Genomic DNA, 23,271 nt, shown 5'->3' on the forward strand with positions numbered 1-23,271 from the left:
CCGGTGGGCGCACGGCCTACCGGTAGCCGGCGGATTCCTCGGGGCGCACCACGCACAGCGCCCAGATGACGAACCCGGAGATCGCGATGGCCACGATGGACCACACCGGGTAGTACGGCAGGGAGAGGAAGTTGGCGATGATGATGAGGCTTGCGATCACCACACCGCCGACGCGTGCCCACATCGCTCCCTGGAACAGACCCAGGCTCACGACCACGGCGACCGCCCCGAGGATGAGGTGGACCCAGCCCCAGCCGCTGAGGTTGAACTGGAAGACGTAGTTGGGCGTGGTGACGAACACGTTGTTCTGGGCTATGCCCATGATGCCGCGGAAGATGTCGAGCACCCCGCCGATCATGAGCATGACGGCGCCGAACATCATCAGGCCGCCGGCCCACTGCTGCTTCGCCGGCTCCGGGCGTGCGTGGTGTGCTGTGGTCATGCTGGTGCCTCGTTTCGTTCTCGGTCCGGCGTTGTCTTCAGCGGCCGGGGGTGGAGGTGACGGAGGTGGAACTGCCGGCGGGTGCGCCGCCGCTCAGGAGCTGTTCTTTGGCCCGGGCGAACTCCGCGTCGGTGATGTCGCCGCGGGCGCGCATCTCGGAGAGCCGGGCGAGGTCGTCCACGCCGCTGGTCCGGCCGCCGGCAGCGGTCTCCCGGACGTAGGCGTCGAACGCCTGCTGCTGCGCGCGGGCCTGCGCGACCTCACGGCTGCCCATGTCCTTGCCGCGCGCGATGACGTAGACGAGGACGCCGAGGAACGGCAGCAGGATCACGAAGACCAGCCAGCCCGCCTTGCCCCATCCGCTCATGGAGTCGTCGCGGAAGATGTCGACGATGACGCGGAAGAGCAGGACGAACCACATGATCCACAGGAAGAACCAGAGCATGGTCCAGAAGGCGCCCAGCAGCGGATAGTCGTACGCCAGGTACGTCTGCGCATTCATGTCTCTCCTCCGTTTCCGGGCCCCGGCCCGGCTGCGGCTCGGTGCCGTACTCAGCGTGCGCACGGCAAGAACGCCGCGTCCTCACCCGGGACGGGTGAGAGTGGGGCCGGTGATCGGCGCGCGGATCCGGCGACGGCCGGGGGCCGCCCGAGACCCGCGCGGTGCTCAGGGGACCGCACGGCCCGGTTCGCCTCCGGCGCCCGTCCGGGCGGTGTCGTCGCCGGCCGCGCCGGCGAGGACCGCCAGGACGAACAGGACGACGAGCACGACGAGCAGGACCAGGGCCACCACGGCCGCCGTCGGGTAGTTCCAGAGCACGAGGGTGAGGGCGCCCGCCGCGATGACGACCCCGGTGGTCCACCCGCGGTGGGTGTCCAGCCAGCGGCCCGTGGCCCCGGTCCGCATCCCGCCGCGGGCGAGGGCCCGGCCGGCGGTCGCGGTGCCCCGTCCCGCGAGCGACCGGACGGCGGTGGCCGCGCGTGCGGGGCCGTACAGGAACGCGGCCAGCGCGGTGATCACGGCGACGACCAGGAGGGTGCGCGCGCTGTCGCGCAGGAAGCGGAGGAAGGTGTCGAAGATCGCGGCGGCGGCGTCGGGCGGGAGGGTGGCCGGGGGCACGCTGTTCAGGTACATCTGCCGTACGACGGCCAGTGCCACGAGGAGCACCACCATCATCACGCCGATGCCGGTGGCCGTGACCATGAGCATGAAGCGGTGCGCCGGAGCGGTCCAGACGGCGAGGGCGGCGAGGAGGACGGTCAGCACCGGAAGCCAGGTGCCGACGATGTTCAGCAGCCGCAGCGCGCTCTGGGCATTGTTGAGCTGGTCGGTCTTGAACAGGGTGACCGTGCGGTCGGGGGCCGGGATGACGGACGCCTTCTGGAAGCCCGCGTCGACCAGCCGCTGCTTGACCTGGTCCACGACGACCCCGATGTCCAGCTGCACGGTGTCGCCCTGGGCGCGCAGGGCGCCGCTCTCGTTGCCCGTCAGCATGTTGACCACCGAGGAGTGGGCCCGCTGGTTGGCGTTCACCCACACCTGCTCGAAGAAGTTGCTGGTGATCACCTTGCTGATGGTGCGGTGCACGACGTCGGTGGCGGCGCTGCGCAGCGGGCCGGTCAGCGCGGAGGAGGCGTCCACGACCCGCCGGGGCGCCCCGGCGTCCGCGAGTGCCTTGGTGAGGGACGCGGTGATCGCCTGCACGTCGATCTCGTCGACGACCCGGGTGGTCAGCTTGTCGGTGACGGTGTTCTGCACGGCCGGTTCCGAGGCCAGCGGCGCCACGGTCTGCACATAGCGGTCGGTGTCGAACACCTGCGAGTGCACCCACGCGGCGACCACCGCCAGGGGGGCGAGTACGAGCGTCACGACCAGCAGCAGCGAGGCGCCCACGCGGCGCGCGCGACGGTGCCGTACGTGCGCCGCACGCCGCAACCGCTCGTACTCCTCCCGCTCGGCGGCGCTCAGGGGCTGCGAGGAGGGGGGTTCGGCCGGAGGCCCGGCGGGGGGCTCGGCGGGGGGCGGGGGGCCGGCCGAGGGCCCGTCGGGTGCCGGGGTGCCGTCGGGGGGCTTGTCGTCGCCGGAGGCTGAGGGTCCGGATCCTGGGGTCGAGGCCATGCGTCCTCCTCGGTCGTTCGGGCCGGCCGGTGGAAGCGCCCGGTGCTGCCGTGCGTCCGTGCGGGGACGGCGGGGTCGTGGACGCGACGCGCGCGAGCGGTGCCGGATCCCGGAGGCCGGCCGACGCCCACGCACGGAGGGGGCCGGGGCTCAGACGGGGGCGGCCGGGCCGGTCCGGAGTCCGCCGCGGGCCCGGCGCAGTGTCGCCCGCCAGGCGAAGGCGACGCCCAGCTCCACCACCCCGAGCAGGACCAGCCACAGACCGAGCAGCCGGGTCAGCGCGACCGCCGACTCCACCGGCAGCGCGAGGACCACGATCCCCGCGACGATGCCCAGGGCCGCGGCGCCGAAGACGAAGCCGCGGTGCGGCAGCCCCTTGGCGACGACGGCCGTGTAACCGGTCAGCATCCCGGTCACCAGCCAGACGACCCCCACGATCAGCGACAGGGCGGCGATGGTCTGCAACGGGTTGCGCAGGCACAGCACCCCGGCAAGGACGAACAGCACCGCCATGAGCAGGCCGGGCAGCCGTTCCCCCGGTTCCCGGGCGAATGCCGCGACGAACCGGAACACTCCGGCCGCGAGCAGGTACAGCCCGATCACGACGGCCAGCACGTGCAGGGTCCCGTCCGGCCAGACCAGGATCACGACGCCCGGCACCAGCGTGGCCAGTGCCGAGCCCAGCATCCAGCTCCACGAACCGCCGAGTTCCGCGAGCAGTGCCTCGGGGTCACCGGCGGTGTCCGGGACCGTCCCGTCGGGCGTGTGCTCCGGTCCGGGTCGCGGCGCCGGATCACGCGATGCGGTCATGGCTCCTCCTCGCGTGGTCGGTCAGGTCGCTGCCGGACCGCCGACGGGACGGTGTGCGGGGACCTCACCCCGTCACGGTCCCGCGCCCGCGTGACGGCCGGGTCACCCGTGACGGGTGATTCGACCGCACCGCCGCGGGAGTGAGTCGGGTCCCGGATCCGCACGGCGGACCGGCCCACGGGGAACGATCCGTGCGACATGAGCGAACCTCCTGGTGGCGGGCCGCAAGACGCCCCGCCCGGACAGCCTCCCGAACAACGGCCTCCCCGGCTGTGGGACACCCGGCCGCGCCCGGGCCACCGGGCCGCCCTCACGTCCCTGCTCCGGACCTTGGGCATCACCACGGCGTTCGTCGGCGCGTACTACCTGCTGCCCATGGACCAGGAGAGCACCCTGAGGACGACCACGATCCTGGTGGGCGGGCTGCTGGGGGTGGGGCTGGTGTTCGGCTGGGAAATCCGGGTGATCGTGCGCTCGCCCCATCCCCGGCTGCGCGCCGTGGAGGCTCTCGTCACCACGCTGGCGATGTTCCTGCTGCTCTTCGCCAGCGCCTACTACCTGGTGGAACGCGGCGTCCCGGGCTCCTTCAGCGAGCCGCTGACCAGGACGGACGCCCTGTACTTCGCGCTCACCACGTTCGCCACCGTCGGCTACGGAGACATCGTCGCCGTGACCCAGGTGGGGCGCGTCATGGCGATGCTCCAGATGGTCGGAGGGCTGCTGCTCGTCGGCCTCGCCGCGCGGGTGCTGGCGGCCGCCGTCGAGACGGGCCTGCGGCAGGCGGACAGGAAGCCGCCCCCCGAGTGAGGGGCTCGGTGAACGGCTCGGTGAATGCCTCCGTGACCGGCACGGCTCCGTGATGGGCTCGGTGGAGGGCTCGTCACTCGGGCAGCCGGCGCATCTCCAGGACCCGTAGCCCCAGCGACTGGCAGCGGTCGAGCAGTCCGTAGAGGTGAGCCTCGTCCACCACGGGCCCGAACAGGACGGTCTGGCCGGAGATCACCACGTGGTCCAGCTCCGGGAAGGCTTCCGCCAGCGTCTCCGAGATGTGCCCGTCGACGCGGATCTCATAGCGCATGAGCTGCCCTTCCGCGGACGCGGTTGGCCGTGGGGGCTGACTGCGCCCTCCCCAGCGATACTCCGTCGGGCCGTCCCGCCGGGCCTCACCCGGCACAGGTGAGGCCCGGCGGGCGCGGTCGGGGCGGGTCCGGCAGGCCGGGCGGGCCCGGTCGGGACGTCCTCGGTGCGTGAACGTCAGTGCGTGAGCGTCAGTGCGTAAGAGTCAGCTTGAAGGCGATGATCAGCAGGCCGATCACCAGGTTCACCGAGGCCGTCACGGCGACCAGGGCCCAGGACGCCCCGGCCCGCCGGGCCGCCGCCGCCGACCAGCCCATCTGTCCGGCGACGGCGACGGCGAGCGCCAGCCAGATCGCGCCCCGCACGTCCAGCCCCAGCAGCGGACTGACGGCCACGGCGACGGCCGGCGGCACCGCGGCCTTGACGATCGGCCACTCGTCCCGGCACACGTGCAGCACCGTCCTCCGGTCCAGCGACTCCTGCGCCAGCCGCGCGCCGAACAGCTGGGCGTGTACGTGGGCGATCCAGAACACCACCCCGGTGAGCAGCAGCAGGACGACCAGCTCGACGCGCGGGTACGCCCCGAGGGCGCCGGCGCCGACCACGACGGAGGCGGCGAGCAGGGAGCCGTAGACGCCGCCGGTGTAGTCGGCGTGGGCCCTGCGCTCGGCGGCGCGGGCGCGGGCCTCGGCGGTGCGGGGTCTGGGCATCTCGGCCGCTCAGCGGGGCGCCCCGGCGGCGGTGCCGGGCCTGGTCCGGGTACGGCGGTCCGGCGGCCCGGCCGGCAGGCCCCCCGTGACCAGGAAGCTCGCCAGGGTGACACCGCCGGTGACCAGGATCGCCGCCTTCAGTCCGGCGAGCTGCGCCGACGCGTAGGCGTTCGTGACCCTCTTCACCTGGGACGGCGGCAGTCCGGCCTGCTTCGCCGCCGCGCGCACCTGATCGGTGGCGACGAAGCTCACCCCTGACTCCAGGGCGGTGCTCGTCTGCTGACGGGCCCGCTCCGACAGGCGCGGATCGTCGGCGACGTACGTCGTGAAGGCCTGGGCCAGGGCGCCGATCAGCACGGAGCCGATGAGGGCGGTGCCCAGCGAGGAGCCGAGGTTCTGGGCCGTGAACTGCAGCCCGCCCACCTCGCTGCGCTCCTCCTCGCCGGCCCCGGACTGGACGACGTTGCCCAACTGGGAGGCGAGCAGGCCCATGCCCACGCCCAGCAGCGCCATCGCCCCGGCGAACTGCGCGTCGTCGATGACCGGCTTGATCGTGGCCAGCAGCCACACGACGGCCACCAGCAGACAGGTCAGCGCGAGCCGGACCACCCGCCGCGGTCCGGCGACCCGGCCGACCCGGGAGGCGACCGCCGACGCCAGCAGCATGGTGACGGACACCGGCAGCAGCCGCAGGCCCGTCTGAAAGGCGTCGAACCCCTGCACCACCTGCAGATACAGCGGGATGGCGAAGAACAGGCCGAGCAGGATGAGGTTCTGGTTCAGCAGCGTCGTCAGGCCGGAGCGAAGGGCGGGCCTGCGCAGCAGCGCCAGATGGACGAGCGGGTCCCGGCCGTGCGCCTCGCGCCCGCGCTCCCAGGCGCGGAACCGGACCAGAATCAGGACCCCGGCGGTGATCACGAACAGGGTGGGCGCGAAGCCGAAGACGGTGAACGGGGCGTTCCGGGGCTCGAGCCATCCCCAGGTGCTGCTCTGCAGCACGCCGAAGACGCAGAGCGCGAGCCCGGCCGCCGAGAGCGCGGCGCCCACGCCGTCCAGCCGGGGGCGCGGGCCGGTGCGGCCGGACTCGGTGACCCAACCCCGGAGCGCCAGCATGATCAGTACGACCACGACCTCACCGGCGAACACCAGCCGCCAGGTCAGGTACGTCGTCAGCCAGCCGCCGAGCAGCGGACCGACCGCGATGCCCGCGCCGGCGAGGCCGCCGATCACGCCGTAGGCGACGGCCCGGTCCGGCCCCCGGTAGGACTCCGCGACGAGCGCCGCCATGGCGGGCAGCACCATGGCGGCGCCGAGTCCCTCGACGATCGACCAGCCGAGGGTGAGCATCCAGAGGGTGGGCGCCAGGGCGGTGAGGGCCGAGCCGGTGCCGTAGACGGCCAGCCCGAGCAGGAACAGCCGGCGCCTTCCGTAGATGTCGCCGAGCTTGCCTCCGAGGATCATGAAGGCCGCCATGACCAGTGCGTACAGCGTGATCACCGCCTGGATGGCGGTGACCTCGGTGTCGAAGTCCTCGACCAGCCGGCTGATCGACACGTTCATGACGGAGGTGTCGAGCACCATCAGGAACTGGGCCGTGCCGAGGACGATCAGAGCCCGCCAGTGCGCCACGGTGTCCACCTCGCCGAGTCGGCCCGGGTCCCGGCCGCCACGGCCGGCCGCGGCGGGACGACGCCCGCCGCTGCTCCCATGGCACCCGAGGCGCCGGTCCGCCGCCTCACCCGGGACGGGCGAGGCGGCGGGGACTCTCGCGGACGCACGGGCTAGGACGCCCCGGCTCAGCGGCTCGCGGATACACGGACGCACGGAGTCACGGAGTCACGGAGTCACGGGCTCAGGGGCTCGCGGAATCACGGGCTCGGGCGCTCGGGGTGACGCCTGCGGGGCGCGTGCGGGCTCCCAGGGCTCGGAGGCGACGCCCGCAGGGCAGGCGGCCGGGCGGCTCCAGCGGCCGACACGGCTGACGCCGGCTGCGGCCTGCTCGGGGCGATCACATCAGGTGGAGTTCGCGGGCCCGGCGTACCGCGTCGTTGCGCCGGTTGACACCGAGCTTGCGGTACGCGGTCTTCAGGTGCGTCTTCACCGTGTTCACCGAGACGAAGAGGTCGGCGGCGATCTCCTCGGTCGACATCAGCTGCGCGAGGCGCTGGAGGACGTCCCGCTCGCGGGCGCTCAGCGGCTCGACGACCGGCGCCGGTGCCGGCCCGCCGGCGGGCGGCGGCCCGGGGCGCCGGCTGAGCCAGTCCGCGGCGAGTTCCTGCGCCGGGTCCGTGGCCAGCAGCGGCCGGATCCACGGACCGGCTTCGAGGAACGGACGCCGCAGCCGCTCCCGGCGGGCGTGCCGGAGCGCCTGTGCGACGAGGCGCCTGGCGGTGGCCTCGTCCCCCGCCAGGTCGACGGCCTGGGCCCGCACCAGCAGGGCCCGGACCGTGATCGCCGGGCCGTCCGGCTCGGCGGCGTGGACACCGTCCAGTACCCGCAGTGCCTCGTCGGGGCGCCCGGCCGCCAGGTGGGCCCGGGCGGCCTCCACGGCGCAGGCCGTGCGGTGGCGGGCCGCGTCGTCGAGCACCTTCAGGGCCGCCTCGGGGCGGCCCTCCGCCAGGTGCGCGGCCGAGGCGACCAGGGCCGCGTGCTCCCCCGCCCACGGGGAGGGAACGGCGGCGGTGACGTTGGACCCGGCGACTTCGAGGGCGGCCTGGGCGTCCCCGCGCGCCAGCAGCAGCCGTCCGGCGACGATGGTCCGCGCCGCCGCGGCCACCGGATCGGGGACTCCGTGCCCGACGGCGGTCGCCTGGTCCAGGAGGGCCTGGGCCACGTCCAGTTCGTCGCGGTCGACGGCCACGGCAGCCAGGACCAGTTGCCCGATGCCGGAGCCGGACGGCTGCGGCACGCTGAAGCGCTCGGCGTCGCTGATCGCGGCCCCCGCCTTGCGCTCCGCCCGGCTCGGCCGGCCTTCGAGGTAGTCGATCAGCGCGAGGTGGCACAGGGCCTCCTCGCGCGGCAGCGCGGTCGAGGCCCCGCCGTGGCCGGCCACCACGGCGGACAGGGCGGCGCGTGCCTCCTCGAAGCGTCCCGCCCACAGCCGGGCCGCGCCCAGGTGGGTCTGGAGCAGGGCGGGCAGCTCGGGGTGCCGTTCCAGTGCTTCGGACGGGAGGTCCCGCTGGGCCAGCCGTGCCTTGAGCGCCGCCCGTTCCGCTCGGCCGGGGGTGCCGGTCAGCCGGGCCGCGAGAGTCTCCAGCAGGGCGCAGTTCAGCTGGGCGGCCGCCGCGTCGGGCAGGTCGCGGCCCAGCTCCCGCTCGACCTGCCGGAGGTGGGCCAGGCCACGCTCGACGTCTCCCTCGGACAGGGCACGGGCCGCGCGGACGAGGTTCGCCTCGGGGCCGACGGCGTCCGGCGCCATCCGTGAGAACAGCTCGCCGAGGTCGTCGGAGCGCAGGCCGAGGAAGAGCTGGCCGATCGCCAGGTCGTCGACGAGGACCCGGGCGGTGAAGTCCCAGTCGCCCGCGGCGGCGCCGTGCGCGAGCGTCTCCGGCAGCGGCCCCGACCTCCGCAGCCAGGCGGCCGCCCTGCGGTGCAGCTCGCTCTCCAGCCCGGGGAAGCGGACCCGCAGATGGGCCCGGAGGATCTCCGCGAACAGCGGGTGCAGGCGGTACCACGAGTGCCCCAGGTGGTGGACGAACGCGTTCGCCCGGTGCAGCTCGGCGAGCCGGGGCTCGGCGTGCCGCTGCCCGGTCACCGCGTTCGCCAGTTCGGGGCAGAACCGGTCCAGGACACTGACGCGCAGCAGCAGCTCCTGCGTCTCGGCGGACTGCCGTTTGAGCACCTCGGCGAGCAGGAAGTCGGCGACGGCGCTCTGCCCGGCCTCGAACTCCTTCAGATACGTCTCCGGGTCGCTGCTCTCCTGCGCGGCCAGCGCGCACAGCCGCAGGCCGGCGGCCCATCCCTGGGTCCGCCCCACCAGCGCGCGCACCCCGTCCCCGCTCAGCCGCAGTCCGTGCAGGTCGAGCAGCGTGGCCGCCTCTTCGGGGGTGAAGGCCAGTTCCGCGTCGCGGATCTCGGTGATGGTGCCCAGGGCCCGGTAGCGGTGCAGGGGCAGCAGCGGCTCGGTGCGGGTGACGAGGACCAGGCGCAGGCCCCGCCCGGCATGGCGGAGGACGAACTCGAGCTGGTCCGCGATCTCCGGCGTGGTCACGAGATCGTACTCGTCGAGGATCACGACGGCGGGGCGGTCCCGGGCGCTGAGCCCGGCGGCGAGCCTGGCCAGCAGGGTGTGGTCCACCCGGCTCGGGTCCGCGGGGCTGCCCACCTCGTCGACCGCCCGCACCTGCACCCCGCCGGCGCGCAGGGCCTGGAGCAGATAGGCCCAGAAGACGCCGGGGGCCTGGTCGGCCGGGTCGCAGGTCAGCCAGGCGACCGGCTGTTCCAGGCGCTCCGCCCAGTCGGCGGCCAGCAGGGTCTTGCCCGCGCCCGCGCCTCCGTTGATCATCGTCAGCGGGGTCTCCAGGGCCCGGTCGAGGTGCTCGACCAGGCGCTCACGGCGGATGAACGTGGCCGGCCGGATGGGCACGGCGAACCGGGTGAGCAGAAACGGATCGCCCACCGGGTCCCTGCGCGGGACGTCCGGCTCCGGATTGTTCTCGTTGTTCTCACCGAGTGCAGCCACGACGCTCACCCCACGATTCGTCAGGCCATGGGCAGCGCTCTTTCGCTCATGATCTCAGTGTTTGCGCGAACGGGCGCGCGGGGCAGGGTCCGACGTCCTGCCGAGGGGGCCGACCGGATACCCCCGGAGGGTTCGCTACGTCCGCTGGACCGGGCCTCCCAGACCGGTGAGGGCGCCGACCGGGTCGAGGTCCGGGGTGCCTCGGGGCCACCAGTCCTCGCGCCCCGGTTCGGACTCGTAGGCGTACCAGAGCCCGTCCCGGCCCAGCCGCAGCTGGACCTGGCCGTGAGGGTGGGTGAGGTGGTTCCGCCAGGGGCGGAAGACGGGCAGGTCGGCCGCGAGGAGGAGCGGGCGGGCGCGGTCGAACCGTCCCGCCGGCGGGTCCCACGGCTCCTCCAGAACCGCCAGCCCCTCCGGGCCGCCCTGGCGCCAGGCCGCGACCGCGCGGGCCAGGTCGGCCGGGGTGCGGCCGGTGGCGGAGGCCAGCGAGGCGTACAGGGAGCGGGTGGCGGCGGTCAGTCCGGAGCCGGGACGGGCGGCGGCGAGGCGCACCGCGTCCTCCCACAGCGTCAGCTCGCCGACCGGGTCCCGGCCGGTGGTCAGCAGGACGTGCGCCCGGGCGGCCGCGTCGGTGGCCAGCTGGTCCAGCGCGAACGGGTCCGGGCCGCCCGGCGCGCCCGGGTACACCGGGGGCTGCTCCGGGTGCGGGGGCGGGGGCAGCGGGGCCGGGAGGGGCGGCAGGCCGCGCGGCGCCAGCGCGTCACCGGCGCGGACGCCCGGCAGCGGCGCCGGTGCCCGGTCCTGGGCGGCGCGGGCCGCGCGGGCGGCGCTCAGCCGGGAGAGGGCGTCGAGCAGCTCGCGCTCGCCCCGGCCGCGGAGCAGCAGCAGGACGAACGGGTCGGCGTCCAGCAGGCGGGCGGTCTGGTAGCAGAGGGCGGCGGCGTGCTTGCACGGGTGACCCCGGTCGGGGCAGCTGCAGTGCGGCTCCAGGTCGCCGGGGCCGGGCAGGAGGGGGACCCCGCAGTCGGCCAGGGAAGGGGGCATCTCCTTGTCGAGCAGGGCGGCGATGTGCCCCGGCCGCTCGGCCGCCGCGTCCAGGAACCGGTCCCAGGCCGCGCCGTCCAGCGTCCTCAGCCGCACCTGCACCCGGTACGGGCGCGGACGGCTCCCCTGCACGTAGGCGAGCACGAGCCCGGGGGTGACGGTGATGGCGTCCACATGCCCCTGCTCCGCGTAACCACGCCCCCGCGCCAGCCGCGCCACGTCCAGGGCGCCCTCCTCCAGCGCGGCGATCCAGGCGTTCCCCCACCAGGTTCCCGCGAACCGGGAACCGTCCGACGCCCGAGGCGAAAACGCCGGAAAGGTGCGCCGCAGCTCCCCGTCGCGTCGCGGCACGGCCATGGTGTGGGGGACCCGCGGGGGTACGGGGGGCGTGGGGGGCGCGTCGGTCGCGGGGGGCGTGTGAGTCGCAGGGGATGCCGGAGTCGCGGAGGGTGCCGGAGTCACGCGGGACGCCGGAATCACGGGAGTCGCGGGAGAAGCGGGAGTCGCGGGAGAAGCGGGAGTCGCCAAGGGAGCCGGAATCGCGGCGGGCTCGGGGGACGTGGGAGTCGAGTAGGACGCCGGAATCGCGGAGGAGTCGAGGGCGGCGTCCGCGGCGCGGGCGGGGAGCGTGGGCGCCGCGGATACGGAGGCGGCGTCCGCAGGGCGGGCAGGGACCGCGGGCGCAGCGGGGGCGGGTGGGGCGATGGGCACGGGCGCGGACCCGTCCGGGTGCGGGTGGGTCGGCGGCCGGTGCGCCACCCGGCCGTGCACGTCGGTCGTCCGCCGGTGCGGGGCGGGGTCGCCGGAGCGGGCGGCGGCGCCACCCGAGGACGGGGCGCTGTCGGCGGCGGAGATCCGCGAGGGGCCCGCGGTGCGGTACGGGTGCTCGGCGGAACCGGTCGCGTCCGCGCCGTCGGACTCACGGGTGTGAGTCCTCGGGGTCGCCGTGGGAGCCGTCCTCGGACGGCTTCCCGTCCCGCCGTCCGTCTCCTCCTCCCCCGGAACCGGGTCGGCCGCCGTCGAAGGCATATGGAACGCCTGCGCCACCAAGTCGCGCACCTCTTGGGCCCGCGTGCCGGCGCCCCGGACCGACGCGTCGCCCCGCGACCGGCGGACGACGGGCTCATTCCGACGACGGGGGCGGACCTCGGCCGACCCGGCTTCGGCCGACCCGGCTTCCGTCGCGCGCGCACCGGTCGACACGGTTTCCGTCGCGGACCGCTCCTCCGCTTGTGCCGCGTTTCGAGCCCGCGCGGCGCGCAGCGCCTCACGGGCCACATCGGCGGGACGTGCGCCGCTCGGGCGCGCGTCTCCCCCACGAACCGGACTCCCGGCCGCATCCGCGGGTTCACCGGTGTCCTCATCCGGTCGCCCCGGCGACTCACTCGGCGCGCCGCCTGCGGGAAGCGGCAGCGCCCCGCCCCTCTCGTCCCCCGGTTCACCGGTCACCCGGGCTGGGTCTTCTTCCACCGGTCGGGCTCGATCGTACGACGGCGGCCGCGTCGCCGGACCGCCCGTGTCTGCCGTCACCGACTCCCACGACGCGGCGGCCCGGCCGGCGGGCTCCGCGGGTTCACGGGTCCGGACGGACTGCGCGCCCTCACCACAGCCGCCGGGCTCCGTGACGTCGCGCCCGGCGGACTCCGTCGCGGTGCCGCCGGTGCTATCCGCACCGGCACCACGGTCGACGGCATCCGTCCCTGCCCCGCGTCCAGCCGAATCCGCACCGTCACAGCGGTCGGCGGAGGCCGCCTGGTCGGCGCGCCGGGTCGAGACGGCACGCCGCAGGGCCGCGCGGGCGGCATCGGCCGGGCGGGCGGCATCGGCCGGGCGGGCGGCATCGGCCGGGCGGGCGGCGTCCGCCGGGCGGGCGGCATCGGCCGGGCTGGTGGCGTCCGCCGGGCGGGGCGGGCGGTCGGTCGGGCGGGGCGGGTGGCCGGTCGGGCGGGGCGGGTGGCCGGTCGGGTCGCTCGAGGGCCGGGACGGTTCGCGGTCGGTCTCGCTGCCGGTCGCCGACTGCTGCTCGCGAGCGGCCCGCAGGGCGCGGCGGGCCACGTCGGCGGGCCGGTGTTCCGGGTGGCCGGGTTCCGAGTGACCGGACTCCCGGTCCGCGGGCTGATGGCCAGACACTGGACGGCCGGATTCCGAATGCCCGGAGTCCGAATGTTCGGAGTCCGAATGTTCGGAGTCCGAATGCCCGGGTGCCAGGCGCGCCGCCGTGGGCCACGAGGCAGGTGCCGTGGTGCCGGCCGACGGTTCATGCGTGCCCGGGCCCGGGACGTCGGTGTCGGTTCGCTCGGGGGCCATCACGCCTCCCTCCGCAGCGACACCAGGTCGGACAGCTCGCGGTCGGTGAGTTCCGTGAGGGCCGACTCGCCGGAGCCGAGGATCGCGTCGGCCAGGGCGCGCTTGGCGGCGAGCATCTCGGCGATGCGGTCCTCGACGGTGCCCTCGGTGATCAGCCGGTGCACCTGCACCGGCTGGGTCTGGCCGATGCGGTACGCGCGGTCGGTGGCCTGCTCCTCGACGGCCGGGTTCCACCAGCGGTCGAAGTGCACGACGTGGCCCGCGCGGGTGAGGTTCAGGCCGGTGCCGGCCGCCTTCAGCGACAGCACCAGGACGGGGGTCGCCCCGCTCTGGAAGCGGTCCACCATGCGCTCGCGCTCCGGCACCGGGGTGCCGCCGTGCAGCAGGTCCACGGGGACCGCGCGGGCGGTGAGGTGCGAGGTGATCAGCCGGGCCATGCCGACGTACTGGGTGAAGACGAGGGCCGAACCGTCCTCGGCGAGCAGGGTGTCCAGCAGTTCGTCCAGCAGGGCGAGCTTGCCGGAGCGCGCGGCGAGCCGGTCCGCGCCGCCGCGCGGGTGTTCCTCCTTCAGGTAGAGCGCGGGGTGGTCGCAGATCTGCTTGAGCGAGGTCAGCAGCTTGAGCACCATGCCGCGGCGGGCGATACCCCGCGCGGTCTCGATGGCCAGCAGCGACTCGCGCACCACCGCCTCGTACAGCGCGGCCTGTTCGCGGGTGAGCGGGACCGGGTGGTCAGTCTCCGTCTTGGGCGGCAGTTCGGGGACGATGCCGGGATCGGACTTGCGGCGGCGCAGCAGGAAGGGGCGCACCAGGCGGGCCAGGCGCTGCACCGCCTCCTCGTCCTCGCCGTTCTCCACCGCGCGCGCGTGCCGGGCGCGGAAGGACTTCAGGGGGCCCAGGAGGCCGGGGGTGGTCCAGTCGAGGAGGGCCCACAGCTCGGAGAGGTTGTTCTCCACGGGGGTGCCGGTGAGGGCCACGCGCGCGGGCGACGGGATGGTGCGCAGCGCCTTCGCCGTCGCCGAGTAGGGGTTCTTGACGTGCTGTGCCTCGTCGGCGACGACCATGCCCCACGGCTCCTCGGCGAGCCGGGCCGCCGTGGACCGCATGGTGCCGTACGTGGTGAGCACGAAGCCGCCGTGGAGGTCGTCCAGGGTGCGGTCCGGGCCGTGGAAGCGCCGGACGGGCACGCCGGGCGCGAACCGGGTGATCTCCCGCTGCCAGTTGCCCAGCAGGGAGGCCGGGCAGACCACCAGGGTCGGTTCGCTGCGGGACCGCTTCAGGTGCAGGGCGATGAGGGTGACCGTCTTGCCGAGGCCCATGTCGTCGGCGAGGCAGCCGCCGAGGCCGAGGGAGGTCATCAGGTCGAGCCAGGCCAGGCCCCGCAGTTGGTAGTCGCGGAGGGTGGCGTGCAGCCCCTGCGGCGCCTCCGCGGGAGCCACCCCGGCCGTCAGCCGGGTGCGCAGCGCCGCCAGCGCGCCGACCGGGACCGCCTCGACGGTCTCGCCGTCGACCTCGGCTGTGCCGGTGAGGGCGACGGAGAGCGCGTCCACGGGGTCGAGCAGGCCCAGCTCGCGTTTGCGGGCCTTGCGGACGAGGGCCGGATCGACGAGCACCCAGCGGTCCCGTAGGCGCACGACGGGGCGGTGCGCCTCGGCGAGCTCGTCCATCTCGGCGTCGGTGAGCGCGTCGCCGCCGAGGGCCAGCTGCCAGCTGAACCGCAGCAGTTCCTCACCCTCGAAGAAGCCGGTGCCGTCGGTCGCCGAACCCGGCGCGGGCCGCACCACCGCGGCCGCGGTCAGGTCCTGCGCCAGGTCCCGGGGCCAGTGCACCGCCACGCCGGCCGCCGCGAGCCGGGTCGCGGCGGCCCCGAGCAGGTCGCTCAGCTCGTCCTCCGACAGCGCGAGCACGTCGGGCACGTCCTGCTCGGCGAGCCGGTCCAGCGGTGGCCAGACACGGGCCGCGCGCCGCACCGCGAGCGCGGCGTCCACCTGCGCGCGGGGACCGAACGCCGTGTCGGCCTCGCCCGCCCACAGCGCGGCCGCGTCGGTCACGAGGGTCGGGTCGGCGAGGCTGTGCACCTGGACGACCGCCGCGCCCGCGTTGCGTGCCGATCCGGCCGCGTCGCCGCCGCCGGTCCCCGCGCCGGCGTCGAAGAGGTCGTGGGCCGCCAGGTCCAGGCGGAGCGAGATCCGCACTCCGGCGTCCATGCCGGCGGCGACCTCCGCGGCCCAGTCGTGGGCGTTCGGCAGGTGCTGCGGCCGGCGGTCCGCGAAGGGCCTGCCGGAGGCGAACGGCGCGGCGGGGGTGCGGGGCAGGGTGTCGGCGACCGCGTCGAGGAAGGCGCGGACCAGCGCTTCCGGTTCCGGCAGATGGAGCGGGCCGGGGCCGGGCAGCGGGACCGCGTGGCCCTCGTACGGCAGGGCGGCGGCGATGGCGCGCAGGTGGGCGATGTCGTCCGGGTCCAGGGGGCCCGCGCGCCAGGCGTCCTGCCCGGCGGAGGTGAGGCCGGGCAGCAGGCGGCCGCGGGCGGTGAGCCGCAGCGCGTGCAGGGCGGCGGCGCCCCAGCAGGCGGTGGCGGGGTGGGCGGCCGGGTCGTGCCGCGCGCGCACCAGGCGCGGCAGCGCCTCCTCCAGGGTCAGCGCGAGCGCGGGGGCGGGCTTGCGGCGGGCGCCCGCTCCGTGCCGTCGTACGACCGTCAGTTCCGCGTGTCCGGGCGGGGCGGCGGGCCACACCTCGCCCTCGGGGTCCCAGAACGCCACGCGGCCGTCGCGCGGGAGGGGGGCGGGCAGGAAGACGGCGGCGAGCCGCACGGACACGGCGTCCGCCGCCGGGTCCGCCACTGCCACGTCGCTCATACGTCCTGTCACCTCCCGCTCCCTGGTCGAATCGATCGTCTTCGACTCTACGGGCGGGGTCTGACAATCGGCCCCGGCGAGGGCTCAGGGGACGGTGCGGGAGACGACGTAGACCATGGGGAGCACCGGGTTGGACATGTTCACGACCACGTCCTGGGTGGGGGCCGGGTTCTTCTGGCCGTGGTGGAGGCCCCACCACGGGCCCGGGTCCGCGAAGGTCCAGCCGGTGATCCTCCGGTCGCGGGCGCCGACGCTGATCTCGCCCCTCTTCAGATCGCTCCGGTTGACGCCCATGGCGGTGAGGAACGTCTCCAGACCGGGCTGGGTGGTCCGGAACTGGACGTAGAGGCGGCTGGTCTTCCAGTTGTTCGTCTCGTAGTAGGCGACCCGGTCCGCCGGGTGCGGGATCGGGACCTGGTAGAGGCGGCGCTGGACCTTCGACGGGTAGCCGGCGGTGAGGCCGGTCGCCGAGTACTTGGCCTCCTTGTCCTTGCCGCTGTTGCGGCTCTGGTTGGCGGAGATCACCAGGTAGCCGGCCGGGACGCCGATGAGCAGCACGATGATCAGCAGGGTGAGGGCCCTGCGGCGGTTGCGGTGGCGGCGGTCCTCGGGCCGGCGGGGCGGCGGCTCGTCCGGGGGCGCCGCCTGGCGTGGCAGCGACATGGTCACAGCGCCCCCCGGGTCGCGCGCCGGGCCTCCGCGTACCGCTCGTAGCGCTCGTACCGCTCGACCCGGCGGCGCTTGGCGCGCCGGAAGCGCCGGGCGACCAGCCGGGCCAGGTCCGCGGCGCCCACCATGCCGGCCTCGGGACCGAGCTGGGCGCGGACGATACGGGCCTCGGGGCGGTATCCGCGGCCGGTGAGGTGGCGCTTGAAAGCGTCCCGCGCGGGGCCGATGAGCAGGTCGTCGGCCGCCGAGACGCCACCGCCGATGACGAAGCAGGACGGGTCGAGGGCGGCGGCCAGGTTGGCGATGCCGACGCCGAGCCACTGGCCGATGTCCTGGAGCAGCTCGACGCACATGGCGTCGCCCTCGCGGGCCAGCTCGGTGATCAGCGGGCCGGTGATGTCGGAGATGTTGCCGTTGACGCGCTCGATGATCCCGTAGGCCACCGGGGAGTCGGCGGCGGCCAGTTCGCGGGCCTCGCGGACCAGCGCGTTGCCGGAGCTGTACTGCTCCCAGCAGCCGCGGTTGCCGCAGGGGCAGCGGTGTCCGCCGGGCACCACCTGCATGTGCCCGAACTCGCCCGCGACCCCGTACTTGCCGCGCTTGACCTGCCCGTCCTCCAGGATCGCGCCGCCGATGCCGGTGCCCAGCGTGATCATGACGAGGTGGTCCTCGCCCCGGCCGGCGCCGAAGCGCCACTCGGCCCAGGCGGCGGCGTTGGCGTCGTTGTCGACCAGCACCGGGACCGAAAGGCGCTCGGAGAGGCGGTCGCGCAGCGGCTCGTTGCGCCAGGACAGATGGGGCGCGAACAGCACGCGGTTGCGGTCGGCGTCGACCCAGCCGGCCGCGCCGATCCCGACGGCGTGCACGTCGTGCCGGTCGGACAGGTCCAGCACCAGCTCGGCGATGGTGTCCTCGACGACCTTGGGGCTCTTGGACTTGTCCGGGGTCTCCGCGCGGAGCTTCTCCAGGATGTTGCCGTCGGCGTCGACGACGCCCGCCATCACCTTGGTTCCCCCGATGTCGATCCCGACCGTCGGCACGCGGGGCGCCGTCAGCAGGGAGCGGCGCTCGCGCGTGCCGACCGTCCGCAGGACGGGGGCGCGCCGGGATCCGATGGGGGCGGCGAGGTCGCGATAGGTGCTCATCGGGGCCGATTCTGCCGCACGCTCACGCCGAATGCCGCACAGGGAGGGTGGGGGCGGTGCCCCGGTCCGCCCGGCGCGAGGACGTCCGGGCAGGTCACAGGCTCGCCTCCGCACCGGCGGCCGCGGCCCCGGCCCCAGTCGCAGCTCCGGCCTCAGCCGCGGCCCCGGACGCACCCGTAGCCGACGCCGTGGCCGCAGCCGCAGCCACGCTAAGAGGTGCGGCGCAGCTCATGACGCAGATCCTCCAGGTCGCTCCCGCCCGCCATCTGCCGGGCCAGCTCGTCCACGGTGATCTCCTCCCGTGTGTGATGCCCCACCATGGCCCCGCGTCGCAGGAGGACGAACCGGTCACCCACCAGGTACGCGTGATGCGGGTTGTGGGTGATCAACACAACGCCCAGGCCCTCGTCCCGTGCGGCAGCCACATACTTCAGCACCACGCCCGACTGCTTGACGCCGAGCGCCGCGGTCGGCTCGTCGAGCACGAGGACCTTGGCGCCGAAGTGCACCGCGCGCGCGATCGCCACGCACTGCCGCTCGCCGCCCGACAGGGTGCCGATGGGCTGGTCGACGTCGCGCAGGTCGATGCCCATGCGCAGCAGTTCGGCGCGGGTGGTCCGGCGCATGAGGTCGACGTCCATGCGCCTGAAGGGACCGCTGCCCTTGCGCGGCTCGGAGCCGAGGAAGAAATTGCGCCACACCGGCATGAGGGGGACGACGGCGAGGTCCTGGTAGACCGTGGCGATACCGCGGTCCAGGGCCTCGCGCGGGGAGGACAGCCGGGTCTCCTCGCCCTCGACGCGCAGCATGCCGTCGTCGTGCCGGTGCAGACCCGCGATGATCTTGATCAGGGTGGACTTGCCCGCGCCGTTGTCGCCGAGGACGCAGGTGATCTGCCCGGGGTGGACCTCCAGGGAGACCCCTTCGAGGGCGCGCACGGTGCCGTAGCGCTTGCTGACGCCGGACAGCTCCACGAGCGGTACGGCGGGTACGGCGGTGTCGGTCTGCGTCACTTGGCGGCCTCCGCGCGCTTGCGGACCCAGGCATTGAGCAGGGTCGCGAGGAGCAGCATCGCCCCGAGGAAGAACTTGAACCAGTCGGGGTTCCACTCGGCGAAGACGATGCCCTTGCTGGTCATACCGAACAGGAGCGCGCCGACCGCCGAGCCGACGGCGCTGCCGTAGCCGCCGGTGATCAGGCAGCCGCCGATCACGGCGGCGATGATGTAGATCAGCTCGTTGCCGACGCCCTCGCCGGACTGCACCGCGTCGTAGGAGAAGAGCAGGTGCTGACCGGAGATCCAGGCGCCGAGCGCCACACCCGTGTAGAGGCCGATCCGGGTCCGGGTGACCGGTACGCCGACCGCGCGGGCCGCGTCCTTGTTGCCGCCGACCGCGAAGATCCAGTTGCCCGTGCGGGTGCGCAGCAGGACCCAGGAGGCCAGGGCGACCAGGCCGAGCCACCACACGATGGTGATCTTGAAGTCGACGCCGCCGACGGTCAGCGTGGAGGCGAAGACGGCGTGCGCGGAGGGGAAGCCCTCCATGTCGGCGATCGTCTTGGTCGAGACCGTGCCGTCGATCAGTTTGGTGAAGCCGAGGTTCATGCCGGTCAGCATCAGGAAGGTGCCGAGAGTGACGATGAAGCTCGGCAGGCCGGTCCGCGTCAGCACGAAGCCGTTGAAGGCGCCGATCGCCAGGGTGACCAGCAGGGACACGCCCGCGCCCACCCATACGTTCGCCGTCATCTGGTAGCTGAACATCGACGAGACCAGCGCGGACGACGTCACCAGCACACCTGCCGACAGGTCGAACTCGCCGCCGATCATCAGCAGCGCGACCGGGACCGCCATGATGCCGATCGTCGAGGACGCGTAGAGCACGGTGCTCAGGCTGGAGGCGCGCAGGAAGCCGTCCGCGGCGAACGCGAAGACGAGGAGGACGGCGAGCGCGCCGACGACCGAGCCGAGTTCGGGGCGGGAGAGCAGCTTCCGCAGCGGGGAGGCGTGCAGAATCCTTTCGTCAGCGCTGGCCCGGGGGGCGGCGGCGGGGGCGGGGTCGCCGTCCGGCCGGCCGCCGGGGGTGGTGACCGGCCTCCCACCGCCCGTCGCGTCCGGAGTGGCGTCGGGGGTGCCGTCCGTCGCGGCGCTCATCGGGTGCCCCGCTTCGTGTACTCCTCCAGCGCGGCCGCCTGGTCCCTGGTGACGATCTGCGGGCCGGTCAGCACCGGCCGGCCGCCGCCGAGGACGTCGCCGTTGTACTTGTAGAGCCACAGCAGGTCCACGGCCTGGTAGCCCTGGAGGTACGGCTGCTGGTCGACGGCGAAGCCGAGCGTGCCGTCCTTCAGCTCGGCGGCGACCTTGGCGTTGAGGTCGAAGGTGTCGATCTCGGCCTTGCTGCCCGCGTCCTTCCGGGCCTTCACGGCGGTGTCCGCGTAGGGGGCGCCGAGCGTGACGACCGCGTCGACGGACGTGTCCGCCTGGAGCTTGGCCTCGATCGCGGACTGCACGTCGGGCATGTCGGTGCCGTTGACGTAGAGGTTCTCCACCGTGCCGCCGAAGGTCTTCGCGACACCGGCGCAGCGCTGCTCGTGACCGACGTTGCCCTGCTCGTGCAGGACGCACAGCGCCTTCTTGCGCCCGCGCCTGGTCAGCTCGTCGCCCACCGCCTCGCCGGCCACGGTCTCGTCCTGGCCGACGTGGGTGAGCGCGCCGAAGGCCTTGGACCGGGCCGAACCGGAGTTGACCGTGATCACGGGGATGCCGGCCTTCTCCGCGCGGGCCACGGCGGCCTTGAGCGCGTCGGGCTTGGCGAGCGAGACGATGATCCCGTCGACCTTCTTGTCGACCGCCGCGTCCACGAGCTGCGCCTGCTGCTGGGCCTCTTCGTCGTGCGAGTACAGGAAGTCGACGTTGTCCTTGACGGCGGCCTGCTTGGCGCCGCTCTGCACGATGTCCCAGAAGGTGTCGCCGTCGCCGGAGTGGGTGATCATCGCGAAGGTCCAGCGGGGCGTGTTCACCGCCGCCCTGCCCTGGGCCGCCGCGGCCTTGCGGGCATCCTCCGCGCGCTTGCCGCCGGTGCTGCTGCACCCCGCGAGGGACAGCGTGACAGCCCCCGCGAGCGCGATGCCTAGCCAGGTTGGAAACCGTGCCACGAGGCCGTGCCCTTCTTGCCGTGTTCGAACGTACGCAAGGGGCCGATGACAGCCTCATCAGCCCCGAACGTCGCATTATCGAACACATGCCTAACGGCGGGGGCGGGCGGGGAGCGCCGTGCGGTCACATTGTCCGAACATTACGACGGCCGTACGGAGGTCGTGCGGCGGCCCTTCGGCGCCCGTACGGCGCCCGTACGGCGCCCGCAGGGCGGGTCCGGGACGGCCCGCGGCGGCCCCTGGGGCGGCGCGGTGCGGGGCGCACTCAGGGACGTACGAGCAGCTGGAACTCGAAGGAGTAGCGGGACGGCCGGTAGGTGTGCGTGCCGAACTCGACGGCGCGTCCGGTGTCGTCGAAGGTGGTGCGCTGCATGGTGAGCAGCGGGGCGCCCTCCGCCTCCCCGAGCCGCTCGGCCTCGGCGGCGGTGGCGGCGCGGGCGCCGATGGACTGCCGGGCGCTGTGCAGGGTGATCCCGGCGGAACGCATCAGGCGGTACAGGCCGGTGGCCTCCAGCTGCGCGGTGTCCAGATCGAGCAGGCCCGGCGGAAGGTAGTTGATCAGGTACGCCATCGGCTCGCCGTGCGCGAGCCGCAGCCGCTCCACCCGGTGCAGGTCACCGTCCTCGGGCACGCCGAGCGCGGCGGCGATCTCGGGGGGCGCCGGTACGACGGTGTTGACCAGGACCTTGGTCGCCGGGCGCTGCCCGGCCGCCTCCAGGTCGTCGTAGAGGCTGCTGAGCTCCAGCGGGCGCTTGACCTGGCTGTGCACGACCTGGGTGCCGACACCTCGGCGGCGCACCAGGAGGCCCTTGTCCACGAGGGACTGGATGGCCTGGCGGACCGTGGGCCGGGACAGCCCGAGGCGTCCGGCCAGCTCGATCTCGTTGCCCAGAAGGCTCCCGGGCGTGAGCGTTGCGTGCTCGATCGCGGCCTCCAGCTGCTGGGACAGCTGGAAGTACAACGGCACCGGAGAGCTCCGGTCCACGCGGAGCTCGAGGGCCACGGTCGGGTCCACTTGAGGTTTGGGCACGGCCACGAGCGTAACCCCGTGGCCTGTTGACGGGAAGTCGTGTAGTCAGATTGTCAGGACATGCACATTGACAGTGTCCCGGGTCGGCCATCACTTTGTTCCCATGCGCATCGGGGTCATCGGAACGGGCCGCATCGGCACCGTTCACGCAAACACACTCAGTCGCCATCGCGAGGTCGGGTCGCTGATCCTCACGGACACCGATCCGGCGCGGGCGCAGGAACTCGCCCACCGGCTGGGCGAGACGGCGGCGCCGGGCATGGACGAGATCTTCAAGTGGGGCGTGGACGCCGTGGTGATCACCACGGCGACGTCCGCCCACGCCGAACTGATCGGTCGGGCAGCACGCTCGGGCCTTCCGGTGTTCTGCGAGAAGCCGATCGCGCTGGACCTGCCGGGCACGCTGCAGGCGCTCGCCGAGGTGGACGCGGCCGGGACGGTCCTCCAGATGGGTTTCCAGCGCCGCTTCGACACCGGTTACACCGGCGCCCGGGAGGCGGTGCGCTCGGGGCGGCTCGGGCGCCTGCACACCGTCCGCGCGATGACCTCGGACCAGAAACCGCCCCCGGCGGCGTACCTGCCGCTGTCCGGCGGGCTGTTCCGGGACACCCTGATCCACGACTTCGACGTACTGCGCTGGGTGACGGGGCGCGAGGTCGTCGACGTGTACGCGGCCGGGTCCGACGCCGGGCCGGCGATGTTCCGCGAGGCGGGCGACGTCGACACGGGCGCGGCGCTGCTCACCCTCGACGACGGCACACTCGCCACGGCGACGGCGACCCGGCTGAACGGCGCGGGGTACGACGTCCGCATGGAGCTGGCCGGTGAACTGGACCAGATCGTGGTCGGCCTGGACGACCGCACGCCGATCGCGTCCACCGAACCGACCGGGCCGCCGGCCGCGGACAAGCCGTGGACCGGGTTCCTGGAGCGCTTCGGGCCCGCGTACGCGGCCGAGTTGTGCGCCTTCGTCGAGGTCGTGCGCGGCGAACGGGCCAACCCCTGCGACGGCCGCGAGGCGCTGCAGGCACTGCGCATCGCGGAGGCCTGCGAGCTGTCCCGGCGCGAACGGCGCCAGGTCGCCCTCGCGGAGATCCCAGGGGGCCCGGGGGGCGCGGCGGGAGCGGGCGCCGGGTACCGGTGACCGGCCTACGGGACGGCGGCACGCGAGCCCACTTGCGGTGACCGGCGGCGCGCGGGCGGCGCGCCGGTGCGCCGACCACACCGGC

The 23,271-nt window shown here is 74.2% G+C and carries 18 protein-coding genes; 2 read left to right on the plus strand and 16 right to left on the minus strand.

Going from position 1 to position 23,271, the window contains the following annotated elements:
• Nucleotides 1-16 precede the first annotated feature (16 nt).
• The 4 genes from ACIQ9G_RS16400 to ACIQ9G_RS16415 all read right to left on the minus strand — a co-directional run bounded on the left by ACIQ9G_RS16400 (nucleotide 17) and on the right by ACIQ9G_RS16415 (nucleotide 3,371).
• Nucleotides 17-442: a hypothetical protein gene (locus ACIQ9G_RS16400; protein ID WP_403609415.1), complete on the minus strand. Its 426-nt coding sequence runs from the start codon at nucleotides 440-442 to the stop codon at nucleotides 17-19.
• Nucleotides 443-479: 37 nt separating this feature from the next.
• Nucleotides 480-944, minus strand: a complete 465-nt coding sequence (locus ACIQ9G_RS16405) for an SHOCT domain-containing protein (RefSeq protein ID WP_403609418.1) — start codon at nucleotides 942-944, stop codon at nucleotides 480-482.
• Between the two features lie 165 nt (nucleotides 945-1,109).
• The gene (locus ACIQ9G_RS16410; protein WP_403609420.1) at nucleotides 1,110-2,561 is read right to left on the minus strand and encodes a hypothetical protein; all 1,452 of its coding nucleotides are present in this window, start codon (nucleotides 2,559-2,561) and stop codon (nucleotides 1,110-1,112) included.
• A 150-nt stretch (nucleotides 2,562-2,711) separates the two neighbouring features.
• Nucleotides 2,712-3,371 carry an HdeD family acid-resistance protein gene (locus ACIQ9G_RS16415; RefSeq protein ID WP_403609422.1) on the minus strand — a complete coding sequence of 220 codons (660 nt, stop codon included), beginning with the start codon at nucleotides 3,369-3,371 and terminating at the stop codon, nucleotides 2,712-2,714.
• Between the two features lie 330 nt (nucleotides 3,372-3,701).
• Between ACIQ9G_RS16415 and ACIQ9G_RS16420 the strand changes: the two genes are divergently transcribed.
• On the plus strand, nucleotides 3,702-4,178 hold the full coding sequence (locus tag ACIQ9G_RS16420; RefSeq protein ID WP_403609425.1) for a potassium channel family protein: 477 nt from the start codon (nucleotides 3,702-3,704) through the stop codon (nucleotides 4,176-4,178).
• Nucleotides 4,179-4,251: 73 nt separating this feature from the next.
• Here the strand turns inward: ACIQ9G_RS16420 and ACIQ9G_RS16425 are convergent, their stop codons facing one another.
• The 12 genes from ACIQ9G_RS16425 to ACIQ9G_RS16480 all read right to left on the minus strand — a co-directional run bounded on the left by ACIQ9G_RS16425 (nucleotide 4,252) and on the right by ACIQ9G_RS16480 (nucleotide 22,015).
• Entirely contained in the window at nucleotides 4,252-4,449 is a 198-nt protein-coding gene (locus ACIQ9G_RS16425) for a hypothetical protein (protein ID WP_356183934.1), read from the minus strand.
• Nucleotides 4,450-4,639: 190 nt separating this feature from the next.
• Nucleotides 4,640-5,158, minus strand: a complete 519-nt coding sequence (locus ACIQ9G_RS16430; RefSeq protein ID WP_403609427.1) for a hypothetical protein — start codon at nucleotides 5,156-5,158, stop codon at nucleotides 4,640-4,642.
• 9 nt (nucleotides 5,159-5,167) lie between these two features.
• Nucleotides 5,168-6,787 carry an MFS transporter gene (locus tag ACIQ9G_RS16435; RefSeq protein WP_403609430.1) on the minus strand — a complete coding sequence of 540 codons (1,620 nt, stop codon included), beginning with the start codon at nucleotides 6,785-6,787 and terminating at the stop codon, nucleotides 5,168-5,170.
• Nucleotides 6,788-7,166: 379 nt separating this feature from the next.
• Nucleotides 7,167-9,839 carry a LuxR C-terminal-related transcriptional regulator gene (locus ACIQ9G_RS16440; RefSeq protein WP_403609432.1) on the minus strand — a complete coding sequence of 891 codons (2,673 nt, stop codon included), beginning with the start codon at nucleotides 9,837-9,839 and terminating at the stop codon, nucleotides 7,167-7,169.
• Nucleotides 9,840-9,974: 135 nt separating this feature from the next.
• Entirely contained in the window at nucleotides 9,975-11,912 is a 1,938-nt protein-coding gene (locus ACIQ9G_RS16445; protein WP_403609435.1) for an SWIM zinc finger family protein, read from the minus strand.
• A 1,277-nt stretch (nucleotides 11,913-13,189) separates the two neighbouring features.
• Nucleotides 13,190-16,045 (minus strand): SNF2-related protein, encoded by a 2,856-nt coding sequence (locus ACIQ9G_RS16450; RefSeq protein ID WP_403609438.1) that lies wholly within the window; start codon nucleotides 16,043-16,045, stop codon nucleotides 13,190-13,192.
• 84 nt (nucleotides 16,046-16,129) lie between these two features.
• Nucleotides 16,130-16,714 (minus strand): sugar kinase, encoded by a 585-nt coding sequence (locus ACIQ9G_RS16455; RefSeq protein WP_403609441.1) that lies wholly within the window; start codon nucleotides 16,712-16,714, stop codon nucleotides 16,130-16,132.
• Nucleotides 16,711-17,859, minus strand: coding sequence for an ROK family glucokinase (locus ACIQ9G_RS16460; protein ID WP_356183955.1), 1,149 nt, complete (start codon nucleotides 17,857-17,859; stop codon nucleotides 16,711-16,713). Before ACIQ9G_RS16460 ends, ACIQ9G_RS16455 begins: the two co-directional genes overlap by 4 nt.
• A 209-nt stretch (nucleotides 17,860-18,068) precedes the next feature.
• Complete coding sequence (locus ACIQ9G_RS16465) at nucleotides 18,069-18,872, minus strand: ATP-binding cassette domain-containing protein (protein WP_403609444.1); 804 nt, start codon at nucleotides 18,870-18,872, stop codon at nucleotides 18,069-18,071.
• Nucleotides 18,869-20,011: an ABC transporter permease gene (locus ACIQ9G_RS16470; RefSeq protein WP_403609446.1), complete on the minus strand. Its 1,143-nt coding sequence runs from the start codon at nucleotides 20,009-20,011 to the stop codon at nucleotides 18,869-18,871. Before ACIQ9G_RS16470 ends, ACIQ9G_RS16465 begins: the two co-directional genes overlap by 4 nt.
• Nucleotides 20,008-21,012 carry a sugar ABC transporter substrate-binding protein gene (locus ACIQ9G_RS16475; protein WP_403609449.1) on the minus strand — a complete coding sequence of 335 codons (1,005 nt, stop codon included), beginning with the start codon at nucleotides 21,010-21,012 and terminating at the stop codon, nucleotides 20,008-20,010. The genes ACIQ9G_RS16470 and ACIQ9G_RS16475 overlap by 4 nt, the downstream gene beginning before the upstream one ends.
• A 265-nt stretch (nucleotides 21,013-21,277) precedes the next feature.
• Nucleotides 21,278-22,015, minus strand: a complete 738-nt coding sequence (locus ACIQ9G_RS16480) for a GntR family transcriptional regulator (RefSeq protein ID WP_403610050.1) — start codon at nucleotides 22,013-22,015, stop codon at nucleotides 21,278-21,280.
• Between the two features lie 130 nt (nucleotides 22,016-22,145).
• On the opposite strand from ACIQ9G_RS16480, the gene ACIQ9G_RS16485 reads away from it, so the two are divergent.
• Nucleotides 22,146-23,186, plus strand: a complete 1,041-nt coding sequence (locus ACIQ9G_RS16485; protein ID WP_403609452.1) for a Gfo/Idh/MocA family oxidoreductase — start codon at nucleotides 22,146-22,148, stop codon at nucleotides 23,184-23,186.
• The last annotated feature ends 85 nt before the right edge of the window (nucleotides 23,187-23,271 follow it).

It is taken from the genome of Streptomyces sp. NPDC096152 (assembly GCF_044763235.1).
Classification (GTDB): Bacteria; Actinomycetota; Actinomycetes; order Streptomycetales; family Streptomycetaceae; genus Streptomyces.

Excerpts from the sequence above, each read along its gene's own strand:
- ACIQ9G_RS16400 (WP_403609415.1), bottom strand. The coding sequence starts at position 442 with ATGACCACAGCACACCACGCACGCCCGGAGCCGGCGAAGCAGCAGTGG.
- ACIQ9G_RS16405 (WP_403609418.1), bottom strand. The coding sequence starts at position 944 with ATGAATGCGCAGACGTACCTGGCGTACGACTATCCGCTGCTGGGCGCC.
- ACIQ9G_RS16410 (WP_403609420.1), bottom strand. The coding sequence starts at position 2,561 with ATGGCCTCGACCCCAGGATCCGGACCCTCAGCCTCCGGCGACGACAAG.
- ACIQ9G_RS16415 (WP_403609422.1), bottom strand. The coding sequence starts at position 3,371 with ATGACCGCATCGCGTGATCCGGCGCCGCGACCCGGACCGGAGCACACG.
- ACIQ9G_RS16425 (WP_356183934.1), bottom strand. The coding sequence starts at position 4,449 with ATGCGCTATGAGATCCGCGTCGACGGGCACATCTCGGAGACGCTGGCG.
- ACIQ9G_RS16430 (WP_403609427.1), bottom strand. The coding sequence starts at position 5,158 with ATGCCCAGACCCCGCACCGCCGAGGCCCGCGCCCGCGCCGCCGAGCGC.
- ACIQ9G_RS16445 (WP_403609435.1), bottom strand. The coding sequence starts at position 11,912 with ATGCCTTCGACGGCGGCCGACCCGGTTCCGGGGGAGGAGGAGACGGAC.
- ACIQ9G_RS16450 (WP_403609438.1), bottom strand. The coding sequence starts at position 16,045 with ATGAGCGACGTGGCAGTGGCGGACCCGGCGGCGGACGCCGTGTCCGTG.
- ACIQ9G_RS16460 (WP_356183955.1), bottom strand. The coding sequence starts at position 17,859 with ATGAGCACCTATCGCGACCTCGCCGCCCCCATCGGATCCCGGCGCGCC.
- ACIQ9G_RS16470 (WP_403609446.1), bottom strand. The coding sequence starts at position 20,011 with ATGAGCGCCGCGACGGACGGCACCCCCGACGCCACTCCGGACGCGACG.
- ACIQ9G_RS16485 (WP_403609452.1), top strand. The coding sequence starts at position 22,146 with ATGCGCATCGGGGTCATCGGAACGGGCCGCATCGGCACCGTTCACGCA.